Below are 18,676 nucleotides of genomic sequence, written 5' to 3'. Positions count from 1 at the left end.
GGCAGAGCGCAGGCTGCGGCGATCGAAGGCCGCGCGCGCAATCGAGATGAGGTCCGCCGCGGATAAGATTCAAGTGAAAATAATCTCATAGTGCGGCCGGCAAATGGACGGGCTGCCCGCGGGCCTGCCCGTCCGCCACAGCCCAAGCATGCTGGAGTGGCCTAGGCATTCCCTCCTCCAGCGCCTGGGGCGCACACTTGTTGACCACAGCTGCTTCCTGTTCCACCAGAAGCGCCTGGCCCTACGGATCCTCGCTCCACGACTTCGCCATCAGATCATAGCTTTTCCATGGCTGAAAGCCTAGCTTGGCGTAAAAATCGACAAGCTCCGTCCAGTCGATGACGAGATGCTTCATCCCGCGCTCCTGCAATTCCGCGATGCCTTCTTCTACCAAGGCAAGCCCGTAGCCTTTGCCGCGAAAGCGGCTGTCCACGCCGAGCGGACCGATTCCGCCGAGCGGATCCGGAACGAGCGGAGCCCAGTACGTATTCTGGGCGATGTACGGGGAAGCTTCGTCGTTGACGCGGCAGAAGCCGATCATCTCCCCGCTCTCCGTGAACAGACCCAGGAATTCCCTGCCTTTTCCTCCGCGTTCCCAATAGCACTGCGCCTCATAATACCAGCGCCCGGGGGAGCATCTGCGGAAAAAGCGCAGCATTTCCTCCCGATCGCTGCCTTCCAACAGCCTCGCCTTGACGCCGCCGGAGTAGGCCGGCCGAACGGCCGGTTCATCCTTGACGCGGGCATGCAAATCATGCACTTCATATAAATAGCGGTAGCCTCTCCGCTCCAGCCATGGGCGGGCCGATGCGAGCGCTGCCGGAACTCCGGGGAAATAATGCCACGGATCCCGTCCCATAAACACCTTATCCGCCCCGGCCGCTTGCAACGCTTCTTCCGCCAGCGCCAGCAGCCGGCTTCCCAGCCCGCGGCCCCTCGCCTCGGAACGGACGACCAGCGCCTGAATCCAGCCCCCGCCTTCCCCCAGCTTCATGCCGCGATTTTCTTCCTGCCACGTCTTCGCTACGACAAAGCCGAGCAGCGTTCCATCCGGGTCATGCGCCAGCCATGAACCCGGAGCATAAACATTGACATCTTCAAACGTATTTTGCCGAAGCAGCTCTTCCCGCATCGGAAAATGCTCGCCCAACTCGCGGTTCCATAAGTCAAGCATCGGAACCAGCCAGTCGGCCTGCAATGGAATGACCTTCACGTGCATTCCTCCCGCCTATATTTAATATGAAATATTATTTCAACACTTTTTCTGCAAAATATTCAACGATATGCATAACCTGAATCCGGTCATGCGCTTGCTCCCGTTCCACTCCCGCCTTCATCTGAAGCAGGTAGCCCGGATTGCTCGTCAAGATAACGGAAGCCTTCGTAGCTTCCACCGCGTACATTCTGGCGTCGAGAATCGCGTTCGCCATCTGCGGCTGGACCAGATTATAAATGCCTGCCGAAGCGCAGCAGATCTCCGCCCCTTCCAGCTCCACGAACTTCGTGTCCGGCATCATGCGCAGCAAGCGGCGCGGACTGTCTCCGGCCCGCATCACATTGCGGAGATGGCATGAATCCTGATACGTAACCGTGACCGAGGAGCACGAATCCTCAGCCGGAGATGGCTTGGCCGGATCCGCCAGATCGTTCCAACGGCCCGAGCGCAGCAGCAGCTTACTAATATCCTTCACTTGCTTGGAAAAACGCCGCGCCGGCTCGGCCCATTCCGCTTCCTCCGCCAACAGATGATCATATTCGATCAGCGTCGCCCCGCAGCCGCCCGCATTGGTTGCGATGTAATCCACGTCCGCTTCCCGGAACGCCCTCACATTCTGCACGGCGAACTCCAGCGCCGTTGTCCGGTCGCCGCTATGGGAGAACAAGGCGCCGCAGCAGGACTGCTCCTCCGGAATGACGACGTCATAGCCGGCCTCCGTCAACAGACGCACCGTATTGACATTCGTCTCCGTGAACAGCACATCCATAATGCAGCCTCGGAACAGCCCGACCGTGCCGATGCGCTCCCCCTTCGCAGGGAACCGATGCCCGCCGGCCCGCTTCACGACGCCGCCGCTGTCGGCTTGAGGCATAATCCGCTCCATCGTCTGCATATGCTGCGGAAGCCAGCGCAACATCCGGCCCCGCCGCGCCAGCCGCTGCAGACCGGAGCGCTGGTACGCTTGCAGTATCGTGCTCATCAGCCGCAAGCGGCGGTGACGCTTGAAAATCGGCTTCGCCAGCTTATGCAGCCGGCGGAGCGGCACCGCTCCGGGCTGGGGCTCCGTATGCTCGAACAAGACTTCCCGCGTCTGCTCCAGCAGCTGGCCATATTTGACGTCGGAAGGACATACCGGCTCGCAGGCACGGCAGCCCAGGCACAGATCCATCTGCTGCTTGAACGGGGCGTCCGGCTCCATCAGCCCGTCCGCCACCGCCTTCATCAGGGCGATGCGCCCGCGCGGAGAAGCGGCTTCCAGGCCGGTCTCCCGGAACGTCGGGCAGGACGGCTGGCAAAATCCGCAGCGCATGCAATTCATAAGCTGCTCGTAATCCAGCGCGTGGACCAGCTGGTGCTGCAGAGCGCCCGCCGGGCGTTGCCCGCTTCCTTTGTCCTGCATGCCGTTCGGGCTGCTGCTCATACTGTTATGCATGCTGCTATTCATACTGTTATTCAAACTACTGTTCACGCTGTTGGTCATGCTGCCGCTGCTCATCGCGTAATCACCAGCCTTTTGCGCGCGGGCTTGGCGAAGATTTTGCCCGGATTCATGATGCCGTTCGGATCGAACGCCTGCTTGATGCCTTTCATGACGGCAATGCCGGCCTCTCCGACCTTCCATTCCAGATAAGGCGCCTTGACCGTGCCGACGCCGTGCTCGCCGGTGATCGTGCCGCCGAGCCGGATCGCCTCCTCGAAAATATCGGCGAACGCCTGCTCCACCCGTTCGATCTCGGCGCTGTCTCTCGCATCTGTCGTGCAGGTCGGATGCAGATTCCCGTCCCCGGCATGACCGAACGTGCAAATATTCAACTCGTACTGCGCCGCGATCCGGTTAATGGCCAAGACCATATCCGCGATGCGGGAGCGGGGCACCGTCGCATCCTCCAATATCGTCGTCGGCCGGATGCGCGCCAAGGTCGACAGCGCGCTGCGCCTCGCCTTCATCAGCTGCTCCGCCTCATGCTCATCCCGCGCCATATCGATGCGGGCCGCCCCTTCCTCCCGGCATATCGAAGCGATCGCCTCCATATCCTTCCCGGCGCCAAGCGGCTCCTGCCCGTCCTGCTCAATCAAGAGCACCGCTTCCATATCCGTCGGCAGGCCGATATGATTGTATTCCTCCACGACCCGTATCGTCGGCTGATCCATGAACTCCAGCGTCGCGGGAATGATGCCGGCGCCCACAATCCGCGAGACGGAGCGGGCAGCCGCGTAAATATCCTCAAAAGCAACCAGCATCGCCTGTCTCACTTGTGGTGCAGGGATGAGCTTCACCGTCGCCTCCGTTACGATGGCGAGCGTCCCTTCGGACCCGACAAGCAGCTTCGTCAAGTCGTAACCGGCGACGTCCTTGTACAGCTTGCCGCCCGTCCGGATGACCTCGCCCGAAGGAAGAACCGCCTCCAGACCGATGACATAATCCTTGGTCGTGCCGTACTTCAAGCCGCGCAAGCCGCCGGCGCCCTCCATAATGTTGCCGCCCAAGGTCGAGATCACCATGCTGCTCGGATCGGGCGGATAGAACAGCCCCTTCTTCTCAACCTCGCGGTGGAACTGCTTCGTATTCAGCCCCGGCTGGAACGTGGCCGTCAGATTGTCGGCATCCAGTTCGAGCAGCTTGTTCATGCGGGTCATCGCCACGACGATGCCCCCGGATATCGGCACCGTGCCGCCGCATAGATTGCTGGCCGCTCCCCGCGGGACAATCGGAATGCGGTGCTCATTCGCCAGACGGAGAATATGCTGCACGTCCTGCGTCGATTCCGGGTAGACGACCGCATCCGGCATCGTCTGAAGCATCGGTGTGGCATCATACGAATGCGTGATAAGCGCTTCCATATCGTCGCGGAAGCGCTCCGGGCCAAGCAGCCGAAGCAGCTCCTGCCGCACTTCGTTCAATATCATCGTATTTCCCTCCTGTTGGTGATGTCCTCGAGCAGGCATACTGTTCAGATGATCTGATCACTTTCTAGGGCGTGTACGCAAACTATCGAAATAGCCAAATATCTGGTAAACTTATCCTATGAGAAGACGATATGAGATACGAGATGACCAATGGGAACGACTCAAAGACCTCTTGCCACCGGAACGGAAACCACAGGGTGGACGTCCGGCAATCGATAACCGAAAAATGTTCAATGCCATGCTTTGGGTGATTCGTTCTGGTGCGCCTTGGCGAGACTTGCCAGAGCATTATGGCTCCTGGAGCAGTGTCTACAGTCGTTTCCGCCGCTGGGAGAAAGCAGGCATCTTTGATCGAATGCTAGACGTTCTGGCTGCCAATCCCGATGACGAAAGTGTTATGCTCGATGCTTCCATCGTTCGTGTTCACCAACACGGCGCGGGGGCAAAAGGGGGCAGCAATTCCAAGCCATCGGACGATCACGCGGAGGATTAACCAGCAAGATTCATGCCGTTGTAGACGGCCTTGGCAATCCGCTACGCTTCGAAGTAACCGCAGGCAACATCAATGATTGTGTAACGGGTTATGAGATCCTGCAAACCCAAGACATACAAGGTAAACATGTTTTGGCGGATCGCGGATACGATACCGATAAAATCATTGCGCTTTTGGAAGAGAAACTGGCCCATTCCGTCATTCCCAGTAAGAAGAATCGCACGATCCAACGTACAACCGACTGGTGGTTGTATAAAGAGCGTCATCTGGTCGAATGCCTGTTCAACAAACTCAAACATAATCGTCGGCTGGCAACTCGGTACGATAAATTGGCCTGTACTTTTGTTGCCTTCTTAAAGCTGGCCTCTTCCATGATCTGGTTGGCTTAAGGTTTGCATACACGCCCTAGCAATTGCATTCTGAAATTTTTTTTCAAAAATATATTATGATTTACGATTTAATATATCAGGGACATCGAATAAAGGAAAGACAGTTCAAAGAAAAAAGCTGATGCCGTGTAATAAAGTAGAATAATTATTACTAAAAATAAGTAGCATGATTTTCCCAACTTGTTATAATAGGAAAAAATTACTTTCGAGACGGCTTTCGCCAATGCCGGCTCCACGCCTTCCGCGCGAACCGCCGATGCAATGAGGTGTTTGCTTGAATCGTTCCTTTTACTCGCTATTATCGAGCCGATCGTTCGCCAATCTGGCCGGATCGCTCTATATGATGACGTTGATCGCCGCCGTATACCAATTGACCGGGTCGGCGGCCTTCGCCGGAGCGGTCTCCTTCGTCCGCTCCATCGCCGTGCTGTCGAGCAGCTTCTCGCTCCCGTTCTGGTACACGAAGCTGACGGTCGCCAACGTGACGCGGCTATTTCTGGTGCTCCAATGCGCGCTGTCCGCTCTTGTCGCCTTCTCTCTGGCGCCCCTGTCCGCGATGCTGCCTGCGTCCGCGTTTCTCGGGTATGCGTTCGGCGGCATCGTGCTAATCGGCTATGTCGAAGGCTGCGCCTCCGCCGCGGCCAATGCGCTCTATCCGCGCCTTGTCGAAGAGGACAAGCGCGTGCAGGCCAACAGCCTCGTCTTCACCAGCATGCAGATGCTGTCGCTGCTCGGCTGGACCGCCGGCGGCATACTCGTCGCCAAGCTCGGCCACTCGATCGTGCTGCAGTTGTCTTCCGGGCTGCTGCTCCTCGGCTGCCTTTTCCTCGTCCGCCTGTCCCATCAGGAACAGATCGAACGGAAGGCCAAAGGCTCCCGCTCCATGCTGGCCGGCTGGACCTTTCTGTTCACGCATCCGCAGATGCGGATCATAACGTGGATGGATATCGTCGAAGGAATCGCGGGCGGCATCTGGATTGGCGGCGTCACCCTCGTCTTCGCGCAGGAAGTGCTGCAGAAGGATGAAGCGTGGTGGGGCTATATCAACGCCGCCTACTATGCAGGCACCATTATCGGCGGGCTGATTACGCTCAAGCTATCCGCCCTGATCCACCGCCATCTCGTAAGCGCCATTATTATCGGTTCCTTCGGCGTGAGCCTGTTCGCTTACGGCTACGCATTCACTACGCAGGCCTTCATCGCCCTGGCCATTGTCCTGCTGATGGGCCCGTTCTACCAGCTGCGCGATATCGCCCAGCGGACGTATGTCCAGCAATACACTCCGCTCGCCGAGCAGCCGAATGTATTCGCGGCGCAGAGCACGATCAACTATGTCCTGTTCGGGGTGTCTATGCTGTTCGCCGGAACGGTGGCCGATAGGTGGGGACCGCAGGCGGTATATATCGTTGGAGGGACGATGTACTTGCTCTCGGCGAGCACCGGATTTATTTTGAAGAAGAAGCACGCGGCGGCAGAGGGCCATGATTCCCCGCCGCTCTCATCCTGATGAGACCGCGGCATCATCGGTCTTCATGCTTCTTTTCCAGAAGCGTCCGTTTTGTGGTACACTATTCTATATCTACTCTTTCCATGACAAAGGGAGTACGCCATGTATCCGGACATTCAACAGTTCAAAGCCGAGTTTTTCAAAGCGCTGGCACACCCCTTGAGAATTAAAATATTGGAGGTTCTATGCGAGGGCGACAAGACGGTGAACGAAATCCAGTCGATCCTCGGCATCGAAGGATCGGCCGTCTCGCAGCAATTGGCCGTCCTGCGCGGCAAGAACGTCGTCTACGGCGTCAAGGACGGAACCTCGGTTATTTATTCTCTGCGCGATCCGATGATTAAGGATCTGCTCCAGGCGGCGAAGCGCATCTTCGACAATCATCTTGTCAACTCGATTTCGATGCTGCAAAACATCAAAAAGCAAGAATCTTCATAAAAGAGAGGGATTCGAGTAACGGACTCGAGTTTCCTCTCTTTTCCCTTTCTGGACGCCATACACGGCGCTACACCGGCTTTGACAGAAGCGGAAATGAAATATATGATTTTTTATATATTCAAATAATCAGATATTTAGAAATGGTGGGGAAGTGAATGAAACCGTTGTTGCGCGGACGTTATGCCGGATATACCGTGCAGTCACTAAAGAAAGATTTGATTTCCGGAAGCATTGTCGGCATTGTCGCCATTCCGTTAGGGATGGCGTTTGCCATTGCTTCGGGCGTCAAGCCGGAGTACGGACTCTATACGACGATCGTGGCGGGTCTGATTATTTCGCTGCTGGGCGGTTCGCGCTTCCAGATCGGGGGGCCGACGGGGGCGTTCATTCCGATTTTGTTCGCCATTGTCCTGCAGTATGGCTACGAAAACCTGCTCATCGCCGGCTTCATGGCTGGGCTCATGCTCGTGCTGATGGGGCTGCTCCGCTTCGGAGCCGTCATCCGATTCATCCCGCGGCCGGTCACGATCGGCTTCACCTCCGGGATCGCAGTCATCATCTTTACGGGGCAGATCGCCGATTTCCTCGGCGTGCACGTTGACAAGCAGGGCGGCTTCGTCGCCGACCTGCGGACCCTTGTCCTGCAGCTGCCGTCCCTCAATTTATATAGCGTATTGACCGCCGCTCTCTGTCTTGCCGTCCTGCTGATCACGCCGAGATGGCTGCCCCGCATTCCCGGATCGCTGATCGGGCTGCTCATCTCCAGCTTGGCTGCCGCCTGGTTCTTCCCGGGCCAAGTCGCCACGATCGGCTCGACCTTCGGCGACATTCCAGCTGGCTTGCCCGAATTCCGGGTGCCGGCGGTCAGTTGGGATCGCATCGTCCATCTGCTGCAGCCCGCCTTCGTGATCGCCATGCTCGGCGGCATCGAATCGCTTCTGTCGGCTGTCGTCGCCGACGGCATGACGGGCGATCGGCACAACAGCAACCGCGAGCTCGTGGGCCAGGGAATCGCCAACATGATCGCGCCGCTATTCGGCGGCATCCCCGCGACCGGTGCTATCGCCCGGACGGCGACCAATATCCGGAACGGTGCCGTATCTCCCGTGTCAGGCGCCGTGCATGCGCTTGTCGTGCTGCTGGTGCTGCTGTTCTTCGCGCCGTACGCCTCGAATATTCCGCTCGCCGCCATGGCGCCGATTCTGATGGTCGTCGCCTGGAACATGAGCGAGCGCAAAGCTTTTGTTCATATTTTGCGGACACGGACCGCCGATTCGCTCATTTTGGCCGTCACCTTCCTGCTGACCGTCTTCTTCAATCTGACGGTGGCGGTGCAGGCCGGGCTCGTGCTGGCCGTCGTTCTGTTCGTGAAGCGGATGAGCGAAGGCGTCAAGGTCGCCAAAGTGCTGCCCGATCCGGCCGACCGGAAGGCCAAGGTCTCTTCCCGAATCGTGAAAGACGGACGGCATTGCCCGCAAATCAGCATGTTCACGGTCGAAGGGCCGCTATTCTTCGGAGCGGCCCAGTCATTCGAGCAGTCGCTCGCCGATCAGTCCGCAGACACTCCGCTCGTACTGATTCTGCGCATGGGCCGTGTCCCGTACATGGATACGACCGCCGAATCGAATCTGTCGGCTCTCGTCGGCCGCGTGCAGGATCAAGGCGGCATCGTGCTCGTGACCGGCATCCATGACCAGCCGCGGACGCTGCTGTCCCGGACCGGACTGGCCGATCGCATCGGGGCCGACCATTTCTTCGATCGGACGGGCGCCGCCATCGACTATGCCTTGACGCGCATCAGTATGGCACGCTGTCAAGGGTGCAGGCATTTCGCGTTCCGGGAGTGCGGCGCCTTGTCCGGCGCCGGCTCGTCGCCGGACCAACCCTGCTCTGTCCGGACACGGGAGACTATCCGCGCGTGAGCCGCATAGGGAACACCGTTCCGCCCTTCCTCCGGGCAGAACGGTGTTTATTTCTTTCCACCGCGTTCAACTATTCTTGTTGCCGCTGATGAGCCGCGAACGGTGCGGATTCCTCCGTTTTGCCGCTCTGCTTTTTTTCCACTAGCTCGAAGGTGAAGCCCCCACAGCGCGAGCAGCCGCGCTGCTTCAACTGTTCAATCGTGCCAATCTCCAAGTCCTGGCCGACCCTGACCGTGCCGTTGCATTGCTTGCAGCGGTACAGGCGCTCCGTCCGCCTGATTTCACCGGTGTAGATCGCCCCTTCACAGCGTTCCTCGAATCCCGGAACGGTCTGCTCCGTCGACTTCAGCACAATCATTTGCCCGCGTCCGCCGATCATTTGCGCGCCTTCATATTCATTGAAATGCGGGATCATCTCCTGCACCATCAATCCCATGCGGATGAACTCCTGCTGCATCGCCAGCGTGAAGCCGGGCGGCTTGTGCGCGAACGACAGAAATATGGGGAGCCCTTTGCTCCGCTTGAGGGCGCTGATGCCCCTGGACAGGAACAAGCTCATGCCCTGCATCGTGTACGGCGGATCCGTAAAAAAGCAATCGAAGCGGCCGTGCAGCGCTTCCGGCAGCGGGTGACGGAGATCGGCATGGCGGCACAGAATCGGCAGCTGCTCCCGCTCCGCGACATCGCGAATATATTGCAGAAAGCGCTCGTCGAAATCGACGACATGAATCTCGGTCCTCAGGCTGATTTTCCCCGGGAACAGCCGCTTCAGCAGCAGGCCGAGCGAGATGCTGACCAGATCGTCGTCGCCGATGCAGAGCACCCGCTTGCCGATGAGCGCGTGCTGGCGCAAGCACAGCATCGACCGCTTCAGACTCGTCTCCATCGTGCATTTCGACTGATCGATCTGCACGTCCGCCTGTCCTCGTTCTGAATTAAATCCTTCTCAGTTCTATCCCAGCTCTGCCGAACTACATCCTCCTCACTTCTATCCTCTCTCTGCCGAACTACGCCCTGCTCAAGACTATCCTCGTTCTGCTGAACCGGTTCGGTTTGCCGAGCAACAGACTTCGTTCCCGCATGCTCCCGTGGCGGTGAGACTACGGGCGTTATTTCGGGCACAATTTGTTCCGGAGGGAAGGAAGATCGTTTGACTGATGAAAACGATCTGTCGCCTCATCCGGAATGTTCCCGTCGGCTATCGTCGCCGTTCGCAAGAAGGGAATCAAATACGGGAAAAAGGTCCGGATTCCGATATAATTATCGAGTAAGCTATTTAACTTATTCGGCGGCCCGGCCAAAATGACAACGATATCCCCGTTGGACTGATCGAGATAGCTTAACAGCGAATGGATCGCCTCACTGCCTTGCTCCGGCGCTCCCGGCTCAGCCAGCCGGTATAAATCCGCAATGACGACAACATTGCCGGAAGCATCGTCAAGAGCATCGTTGACCTTTGTGGAGGTTGCGAACGAATCTGACCCTAGCAGTTCGCAGAAAGAAATCTCCACAACCTCCCCTTCGTAGAGAACATCCAACTCATATAATAATTTGCCGAGAATACGCGCGATTGTCATCTGTCCCATGCCCGGCAGGCCGGCAAAAATCATATTCATCCGCAGTTCATAGGTATCGAACCCGAGGTCCTCCCGCCCGTTCATCTCTGACAGCACATGAACCAGTTTTCGGACATGCTGCTTGGCCGCCTCCATGCCATGAAGAGCGTCCAGTTGCTGAAGCAACCCTTCTAGCCCATTCATAGCTACTTTTTCCTCAAACAGTTCCCGGATTACTCTATCCAGCCACGCAGGTGTCACTAGCACGCTTCGTTCGGTGCGATGTCCCTCTGCGGAACCAACGATATGGCAAGCTTCCAAAACATGAAGCAATTCGACTGCCCTATCCCTGTCCACAGCAAGGTGAGACTGCAGCAGATCCGCCGAGGCATAGCCCGAATTCACCACGATTGCTGCGGCATTTTTTACCCGTTCATCTCCCAGGCTATGCCAAACAGCCTCGTCCTCGTCGTCTCCGTCGTATTCCTCTTCATCATCTTCATACTCATGCCATGAGTTCACGAGTGCCTTTACACCCGCCGGCGTCAAGAGCACCTTGCGTATGGAACTGTCGCTTGAAGCCTCATCGACAATTCCATACTCCTCCAATTCATTCATTATGTACTCGGCGTCTTCCCTTTCGATTTCAAGCTTGGCCTCCAGCAGTTCACAAGAAGCATCAACCTGCCTGGGCTACGATGACGGCCGCATCCTCGACGAGTTCGTCGTACTCCTCGTCTTCTTCGTCCTCGTCCTCTTCTTCTACATCCCCTTCATGCTCATCATATTCATCGTACTCATCTTCATCGTACTCATCTTCATCATTGTCACGCTCGTCCCATTCATTCCGGGTTTCCGGCTGCTCATTGTATCGGCCTGCTTCGTCGCCCGACACTGCTCTGTTCTTCAATCCGGAAAACAGCACAAATGCAAGCAATGGCACAAAAATATAAGCAGCAGGCTCCCAAATATTGATCAGGATCGCCCAAAGTACAAACAGAATAATAAGATAGACTAGACCACGAAAAATCCTCAAATGCAGCACCAGCTTTCCATCGTTCTCCCCCCTCATCATAACACAACCTATTCCACTTCACGTCCAACCAATCTGGCAAATTTCCAGCATTTCTCCCCAACGACCCGCCCTTCAGGGTACTCTCCCTTCGGCTCAGATACCATCCGTCCATTGTGCTTTTTAACCTCGTGTCGTCTGAGCGGTTCCTGCCTTTGTTGCTCTTTTCATCATTCTCCCATCGAGTCAGGTCAGCCCCACTCGGATAGTCATTGAAGCAATGTCCCCTCGGATCAGATTTCCGTTCACGGCTTCTCATTTCAGCCTTCTGTCGTCTGAGCAGTTCCTGCCTTTTGTTGGCTCTTTTCATCATTCTCCCATCGAGTCAGGTCAGCCCCACTCGGATAGTCATTGAAGCAATGTCCCCTCGGATCAGATTTCCGTTCACGGCTTCTCATTTCAGCCTTCTGTCGTCTGAGCAGTTCCTGCCTTTTGTTGGCTCTTTTCATCATTCTCCCATCGAGTCAGGTCAGCTCCATTCGGATAGTCATTGAAGCAATGTCCCCTCGGATCAGATTTCCGTTCACGGCTTCTCATTTCAGCCTTCTGTCGTCTGAGCAGTTCCTGCCTTTTGTTGGCTCTTTTCATCATTCTCCCATCGAGTCAGGTCAGCTCCATTCGGATAGTCATTGAAGCAATGTCCCCTCGGATCAGATTTCCGTTCACGGCTTCTCATTTCAGCCTTCTGTCGTCTGAGCAGTTCCTGCCTTTTGTTGGCTCTTTTCATCATTCTCCCATCGAGTCAGGTCAGCTCCATTCGGATAGTCATTGAAGCAATGTCCCCTCGGATCAGATTTCCGTTCACGGCTACTCATTTCAGCCTTCTGTCGTCTGAGCGGTTCCTGCCTTTTGTTGGCTCTTTTCATCATTCTCCCATCGAGTCAGGTCAGCCCCATTCGGATAGTTATTGAAGCAATATCCCCACAGCTCAGATTTCCGTTCACGGCTACTCATGTCACTTTGAGGGGGAATTGGGAGAGGCTCGTTAGCGCTGAAAAGCATACCTTTCCTGATTAAATGGGAGTGTACACGTAAACAGCATGACACATTTACCTCTCCTGACGGAGTGGGAGAGTGCGCATAGGTGGCGTAACACATGGACCGATTCTGACCAAGTGGGAGAGTCCGCATAAGTGGCATAACACATGGACCACTCCTGACCGATCGGGAGAGTGCATGTATGCGGCGAAACGCATAGACCACTTCTGACCGAATGGGAGAGTGCATATATGCGGCGCTACACATATCCCATTCCTGACGGAGTGGGACAGTGCACGTAATCAGCGTAACACGATATACCGGTCCTGACCGAGTGGGACAGTGCATGTAATCAGCGTAACACGATATACCGGTCCTGACCGAGTGGAAGACTGCACGTAAGGGACGCAACGCATAGACCGCTCCTGACCGAATGGGAGAATGCATGTAAGCGGCGTAACACATAGACCGCTCCTGACCGAGTGGGAGAGTGCGCATAAGTGGCGTAATACATAGACCGCTCATGACCAAGTGGGAGTATGGGCACATGTGGCGAGAGCGTAGTTACATGCGGGTTGACACCTGTACGGTCGCCTGTAGCTGTGGCACAAAATAAGACGCCCCTTACCGGGACGTCTTCTGGGTCAATTTATTTTAAACCAGACGCATGTTGCTCGCATCATGATGATTGCTGTTCCTGCGCCTCTTGCTCTTCTGCCTCCTGGATGAGTCCGGCGAACAGGGCGTGAACGAACTGCTCGGAATCGAATTCCTGCAGGTCCTCCATCTTCTCGCCCAAGCCGACGAACTTGACCGGGAGGCTTAGCTCCTGGCGGATCGCGATGACGATGCCGCCCTTGGCGGTTCCGTCCAGCTTCGTGAGCACGAGGCCGGTCACGCCGCTCTTCTCGCCGAACAGCTTCGCCTGGCTGAGCGCGTTCTGGCCTGTCGTCGCATCGAGGACCATAAGCACTTCATGCGGCGCATCCGGAATCTCGCGGCGGATGACGCGGAAAATTTTGTTCAGCTCTTCCATCAGGTTCGTCTTGTTCTGCAGTCGGCCGGCGGTATCGCACAGCAGCACATCGACATTGCGCTGCTTGGCGGCCTGCACGGCGTCATACATGACCGCAGCCGGGTCCGAACCGGCCTGCTGCTTGATGACATCTACGCCGACGCGCTGTCCCCACACTTCCAGCTGCTCAATCGCTCCGGCGCGGAACGTATCACCGGCCGCAAGCAGCACGGACTTGCCTTCCTGCTTGAAGCGGTAAGCCAGCTTCCCGATCGTCGTCGTCTTGCCGACGCCGTTCACGCCGACGAACAGAATGACGGTCATTCCGTTCGGATTCATGTTCAGCTTGTTCGATTCGTCGCCGCGCAGCAGCTCGATCAGCTTTTCCGACAGCACGGGCTGCAGTTCCGCCGCGTCCTCGATTTTGCGCTGACGCACTTCGAGGCGCAGATCGTCAATCAGGTTCATGACGGTCGTGACGCCTACGTCCGCGCCGATCAGAATCTCTTCCAGCTCTTCATAGAACGCTTCATCAATCTTTTTGCGCCGCGTAATAAGATCCGAGACTTTCTCGACCAATCCTTTGCGCGTTTTCTCCAAGCCTTCCTTGAACTTGTTCGTAACCGATTCGGTCTTGGATGCGATGCTTTCCTTCAATTTTTTGAAAAAACTCATAGCTCCCCCGCTCCTTATACAATGATAGCTTCTTCATCTTCCAGCTTGACGGAGACCAGCTTGGATACGCCGCCTTCCTCCATCGTCACGCCGTACAGCACATCCGCTTCTTCCATCGTGCCTTTGCGGTGGGTAACGACGATGAACTGCGTCACCTCCGCGAATTCGCGCAAATACTGGGCGAACCGCGCCACATTGGCTTCATCCAGTGCCGCCTCCACCTCATCCAGCACGCAGAACGGCACCGGCTTCACATGGAGAATGGCGAATAATAGCGCCATGGCCGTCAGCGCGCGTTCCCCGCCGGACAATAGCTGCAGATTTTGCAGCTTCTTGCCGTGAGGCTGCGCTACGATATCGATGCCGGTCTCCAGAATGTTATCCGGCTCAAGCAGCACCAGATCGGCACGTCCGCCGCCGAACAGCTTGGCGAAGACGACGACGAACCGCTGGCGGATCTCATCGAAGGTCGCTTTGAACCGCTTCGACATCTCGTCTTCCATTTCGCGGATGACTTGATACAGCGCCGTTTTCGCTTCGATCAGATCGTCTTTTTGCTCGCTCAAATATTGATATCTTTCATTGATTCGTTCGAATTCTTCAATAGCTCCGAGATTGACTTCTCCGAGCGCAGAGATCTGGCGCTTCAGGTCACGCACTTCCTGCTGGGCGGCCTCAATATCGTCCGGCACCGCATAGCGGTGCTTCGCCAGCTCGAAGCTAATCTCGTATTCGTCGCTCAGCTTGCGCAGCAGATTGTCGAGCTCGACATCCAACCGGTTCGCCTGGATCTCGGTCTGGCGCATTGCCTCTTCCACCTGCTTCAACTCGGTGCGCTGCTCCTTCGTATCGCTCTCGGCAAGCTCCAGCCGTTCCAGGGAAGCGGCGCGATCCGCGCGCTTGAACTCGATCTGCTGCCCGGTCTCCTGCTTCTTCACGCCGAAATGATTCAGATCCTCCGTCTGCTTCATCGCTTCGCGCTCTGCCGTCTCGAGATCGATTTGCACTTGAATCAAGCTCTGGGTGAGCTGCGTATATTCCTGCTCATAGCCATGAGCCTCTTCCTCTACCCGCTTCAAGCGCTCCTGAAGAGAGAACGTCTCCTGCTCCAGCTTGCCCTGGCGAACCTTCATGTCGGTCAGTTGGGTTTGCAGTTCCTCCTTGGCCGATTCGTTCGCCTTGCGCGCCGATTCGGCCCTCTCGATGGCGACGTGGAGACGATCCTCCTCGATTTTCAGCTCAGAGAGCCGCAGCTCCGCCGTTCTGCGCCCGGACTCCAGGGTCGCCATTTCCTCGGCGGCATGGGCCAGCTCCTGGCCTTCCATCTCCAGCAATTCAGCGAGCTGCCGCTCTTCCTTCTCCAGTTGGGTCAGCTCGCTTGCCAGCTGCTGCTCGCTGATGCGCTTGCTCTCGCCCTGCTCGCGCAGATCATCCAGCCGCTTGACGGCCGCGGTCGTTCGCTTCTTCAACTCGGCAACCGATTCATTGAGCTTCGCTAACTGCTTGTCCGTCGCTTTGATATCGGCGTCGAGCTGTTCGAGCTGGCGCTGACGACCGAGCAGGTTGGCATTCTTCTTGTTCAGACTGCCCCCGGTCATGGAACCGCCCGCGTTGACAACGTCGCCCTCGCGGGTCACGATACGGTAGCGGTATTGCAGGCGGGCCGCAATCCGGTTCGCATCCTCCAGCGTCTCCGCCAGCACGACATTGCCGAGCAGGCTTCCGACCACATTCGCATAGGCTTTGTCGCTGCGCACCAGATCGGCAGCGATGCCGATATATCCTGCGGCGCCTTCCACAGCCCGGCGATCCGACTCATTCATCGTCCGGCTCCGGATGACATCGAGCGGGAGGAACGTGGCCCGTCCCAGCTGCCGCTGCTTCAGGAACGTAATGGCGGCCCGGGATACGGCTTCATTTTCCATGACGATGTGCTGCAGCGCCGCGCCAAGCGCGGTCTCGACCGCGGTCTCCAGCTCTTCCGGCACCCGAATCAGCTCGGCTACCGCCCCGTGAACGCCCTGAAGGCTGTTGCGCCGGGCCGCCTTGAGGACCTCACGGACCCCGAGCATGAAGCCGTCGTAGTCATTCGCCAGCTCCTTCATCGTATCGCGGCGCGACACGAGCGCATCGGCTTGCTGCTGCCATTTGCGAGCCGCTTGCTCGGTCTCGCCAAGCAGCGCTTCGTCCTTCTTCAGCTGCTCGCTCTCCTGCAAATACCGGTTCCGTATGTACGCGAGATCCTCGGCCATGGTCTCCATGCGCCGCTTCGCATCTTCCATCCGCTTGCGCAGATCGGCCTGCTCCTGCTCCCGCTTCGTACGGCCCTGCTTCATCTTGTGCAGCCGCTTGTCCAGCGATTCCTTCTGCTGATCGTAATAGCGGATATCGTTGCGCTGCTGGGCCATCTGGTTCATAATGTCGAGCAGTTCGCCCTTCAAGCTCTCTTCCGCATCGGAGCTCGTCCCGCCGGTTACGCCGACAAGCCGCGCCTCCTCCGCATGGATGAGCCCCTTCGTCTCGACGAGCTCGCTCTCCAGCGACAGCAGCTTCTCGCGGACGGCCTGAACCTCCAGCTGCTTCGTCCGCATCCGCTCCGATGTTGTCGCCAGGCTGGCCCGCATCTGCTGCTCATTCGCGACCAGGTTGCGCTTGCGCTCGCGGAGCACCTCGCCCTGGCCCTCGCACTTCTCATACTCCTCGCTGTAATGCAGCAGCGTCGCCTGCAGCCGCTCCAGTTCTTCCTCCAGCTTCCGCAGCTCGACCCGGTGCACTTCCAGCTTCGAATCATGCTCGCTTACGACCGTGGACAACGCCAGCTCCCGTTCCTTCAGTTCGGACAGCTTCGCATTGGCCTGCTGCCAGGAAGCGTGCAATTGCTCGATCTGATGAACGTAGACGGCGATTTCCTTCGTCTTCAGCAATTCCTTGAGCTGCTTGAAATGGCGCGCCTTCTCGGCCTGCTCCTTGAGCGGTCCAATCTGATCCTCCAGCTCCACGACCAGATCGTGAATGCGCAGCAGATTCTGCTCCGTGTCATCCAACTTCTTCTTCGCATCCCGCTTGCGGGACTTGTACTTCACAATGCCGGACGCTTCCTCGAAAATACCGCGCCGATCTTCGGAACGCGTACTCAGAATCTCTTCGATCCGGCCTTGTCCGATAATGGAATAGGCTTCCTTGCCGATGCCCGTATCCATGAACAATTCGGTAATATCCTTCAAGCGGCAGGGCTGCTTGTTGATAAAATATTCGCTGTCCCCCGAGCGGTGAACACGCCGGGTGACCGTCACTTCATGGAAGTCCAGACCGAGCGTCTCGTCGCTATTGTCCAACGTCAGCGAGACTTCCCCGAAGTTCACCGCCTTCCGCGCATCGCTGCCCGCAAAGATAATGTCCTCCATCTTGCCGCCCCGCAGCGATTTGGCGCTCTGTTCGCCGAGCACCCAGCGGATGGCGTCTGATATATTGCTTTTGCCGCTGCCGTTCGGGCCGACGACACCGGTAATTCCCTGAACGAACTCCAACTCCGTTCGGTCCGCGAACGACTTAAAGCCCGCCAGTTCTAACCGTTTTAAGAACATCGTTCCTCATTCACCTCAATATTTATTGTACCATATCGCGATCCCGAATCAGCCCTCTCCATCCGGTTGTCCATGCTGCCTGGCCAAGCCCCCGCTCTGGACAAAGAAAGAGCAAAAACCAGCCTGTCACGGAATGGCATCCGTTCCGTCTCGCGCGCTGCTCTTTGCTCTTTCTGCGAAACCGGCCGGCAGCGTCCCGCCGGCCTAACAGTACCTTATGATTTCGGAATAACCAAATGCTCGAGGGCTTCAGCCGCAGCCTGCTGCTCCGCTTCTTTCTTGGAGCGGCCGACTCCGCGGCCCAGACAGGTCTCTCCCATGTGAACCTCGGACACGAACTCCCGTTCATGCGCAGGTCCGCGTTCCTCTACGATACGATACTCAAGCGCCCCCAGGTTGTGGTGCTGCGTGAGCTCCTGCAGCTGCGTCTTGTAATCATTCGTCTGCAGCTTGCCGTCAAGCGAGATCTGCGGAAAAATATGATTCCGCAAAAACTCCCGCACAGGCTCCAGCCCTTGATCGAGATACAATGCACCGATGAACGATTCGAACACATCGGCCAGCAGCGCTGGGCGTGTCCGCCCTCCGGTCAGCTCCTCGCCTTTGCCGAGCAGCACATACTTGCCGAATTGCAGCTGATTGGCGAATTTGACGAGGGAAGGCTCGCAGACGATCGATGCGCGCATCTTGGTCAGTTCTCCTTCGGGCCGTGTCGGACATTGATGGAACAAAAATTCGGACACTGTCAGCTCCAACACAGCATCGCCCAAAAATTCCAGGCGTTCATTGTCTTGGTGCTGACCGAAGCGATGTTCGTTTACGTAGGAAGCATGGGTAAACGCCTGCTTTAACAGCTGCCTGTTTCGGAAATGAATGTTCAGTTTCTGCTGTAACTGCTTCAATTCTACACTCAACAGTCTG

General features: G+C 57.1%; 12 protein-coding genes and 1 pseudogene. 4 read left to right on the top strand and 9 right to left on the bottom strand.

What is annotated here, in order from left to right; all coding sequences use genetic code 11:
- Nucleotides 1-241 precede the first annotated feature (241 nt).
- From OCY70_RS04800 to OCY70_RS04790, 3 genes are all read right to left on the bottom strand, one after another.
- Nucleotides 242-1,219 (bottom strand): GNAT family N-acetyltransferase, encoded by a 978-nt coding sequence (locus tag OCY70_RS04800; protein WP_213430732.1) that lies wholly within the window; start codon nucleotides 1,217-1,219, stop codon nucleotides 242-244.
- A 28-nt stretch (nucleotides 1,220-1,247) separates the two neighbouring features.
- Nucleotides 1,248-2,639: a (Fe-S)-binding protein gene (locus tag OCY70_RS04795; protein ID WP_261944723.1), complete on the bottom strand. Its 1,392-nt coding sequence runs from the start codon at nucleotides 2,637-2,639 to the stop codon at nucleotides 1,248-1,250.
- Nucleotides 2,640-2,710: 71 nt separating this feature from the next.
- Nucleotides 2,711-4,126 carry an FAD-binding oxidoreductase gene (locus OCY70_RS04790; protein WP_213430730.1) on the bottom strand — a complete coding sequence of 472 codons (1,416 nt, stop codon included), beginning with the start codon at nucleotides 4,124-4,126 and terminating at the stop codon, nucleotides 2,711-2,713.
- A gap of 118 nt (nucleotides 4,127-4,244) precedes the next feature.
- Between OCY70_RS04790 and OCY70_RS04785 the strand changes: the two genes are divergently transcribed.
- The 4 genes from OCY70_RS04785 to OCY70_RS04770 all read left to right on the top strand — a co-directional run bounded on the left by OCY70_RS04785 (nucleotide 4,245) and on the right by OCY70_RS04770 (nucleotide 8,875).
- Nucleotides 4,245-5,008, top strand: a protein-coding gene (locus tag OCY70_RS04785; RefSeq protein ID WP_390905211.1) for an IS5 family transposase whose coding sequence is annotated in 2 segments (ribosomal slippage) — nucleotides 4,245-4,581 and nucleotides 4,581-5,008 — 765 coding nt in all. Because the reading frame shifts where the segments join, the coding sequence is not laid out codon by codon here.
- Nucleotides 5,009-5,282: 274 nt separating this feature from the next.
- Nucleotides 5,283-6,515, top strand: a complete 1,233-nt coding sequence (locus tag OCY70_RS04780) for an MFS transporter (protein WP_213429770.1) — start codon at nucleotides 5,283-5,285, stop codon at nucleotides 6,513-6,515.
- 102 nt (nucleotides 6,516-6,617) lie between these two features.
- Entirely contained in the window at nucleotides 6,618-6,953 is a 336-nt protein-coding gene (locus OCY70_RS04775; protein WP_213429771.1) for an ArsR/SmtB family transcription factor, read from the top strand.
- A gap of 155 nt (nucleotides 6,954-7,108) precedes the next feature.
- Complete coding sequence (locus OCY70_RS04770; RefSeq protein WP_213429772.1) at nucleotides 7,109-8,875, top strand: SulP family inorganic anion transporter; 1,767 nt, start codon at nucleotides 7,109-7,111, stop codon at nucleotides 8,873-8,875.
- Nucleotides 8,876-8,945: 70 nt separating this feature from the next.
- Here OCY70_RS04770 and OCY70_RS04765 read toward each other — a convergent pair.
- The 6 genes and pseudogenes from OCY70_RS04765 to rnc form a co-directional block, all read right to left on the bottom strand.
- Nucleotides 8,946-9,803 (bottom strand): annotated as a pseudogene (locus OCY70_RS04765) (bis-aminopropyl spermidine synthase family protein); the annotation flags it as partial.
- Between the two features lie 181 nt (nucleotides 9,804-9,984).
- Nucleotides 9,985-11,049 (bottom strand): DNA translocase FtsK, encoded by a 1,065-nt coding sequence (locus OCY70_RS04760; RefSeq protein ID WP_213429773.1) that lies wholly within the window; start codon nucleotides 11,047-11,049, stop codon nucleotides 9,985-9,987.
- A 61-nt stretch (nucleotides 11,050-11,110) separates the two neighbouring features.
- Nucleotides 11,111-11,503, bottom strand: a complete 393-nt coding sequence (locus OCY70_RS04755) for a hypothetical protein (RefSeq protein ID WP_213429774.1) — start codon at nucleotides 11,501-11,503, stop codon at nucleotides 11,111-11,113.
- Nucleotides 11,504-13,160: 1,657 nt separating this feature from the next.
- Nucleotides 13,161-14,171: a signal recognition particle-docking protein FtsY gene (gene ftsY, locus OCY70_RS04750; RefSeq protein ID WP_213429775.1), complete on the bottom strand. Its 1,011-nt coding sequence runs from the start codon at nucleotides 14,169-14,171 to the stop codon at nucleotides 13,161-13,163.
- A gap of 14 nt (nucleotides 14,172-14,185) precedes the next feature.
- Entirely contained in the window at nucleotides 14,186-17,755 is a 3,570-nt protein-coding gene (smc, locus tag OCY70_RS04745) for a chromosome segregation protein SMC (RefSeq protein WP_213429776.1), read from the bottom strand.
- A gap of 215 nt (nucleotides 17,756-17,970) precedes the next feature.
- Nucleotides 17,971-18,669 carry a ribonuclease III gene (gene rnc, locus OCY70_RS04740; RefSeq protein WP_168182731.1) on the bottom strand — a complete coding sequence of 233 codons (699 nt, stop codon included), beginning with the start codon at nucleotides 18,667-18,669 and terminating at the stop codon, nucleotides 17,971-17,973.
- Between the last annotated feature and the right edge of the window lie 7 nt (nucleotides 18,670-18,676).

This window comes from Paenibacillus melissococcoides (assembly GCA_944800085.1).
Lineage (GTDB): Bacteria > Bacillota > Bacilli > Paenibacillales > Paenibacillaceae > Paenibacillus_B > Paenibacillus_B melissococcoides.
This window is presented reverse-complemented; position numbering and strand designations above follow the sequence as displayed.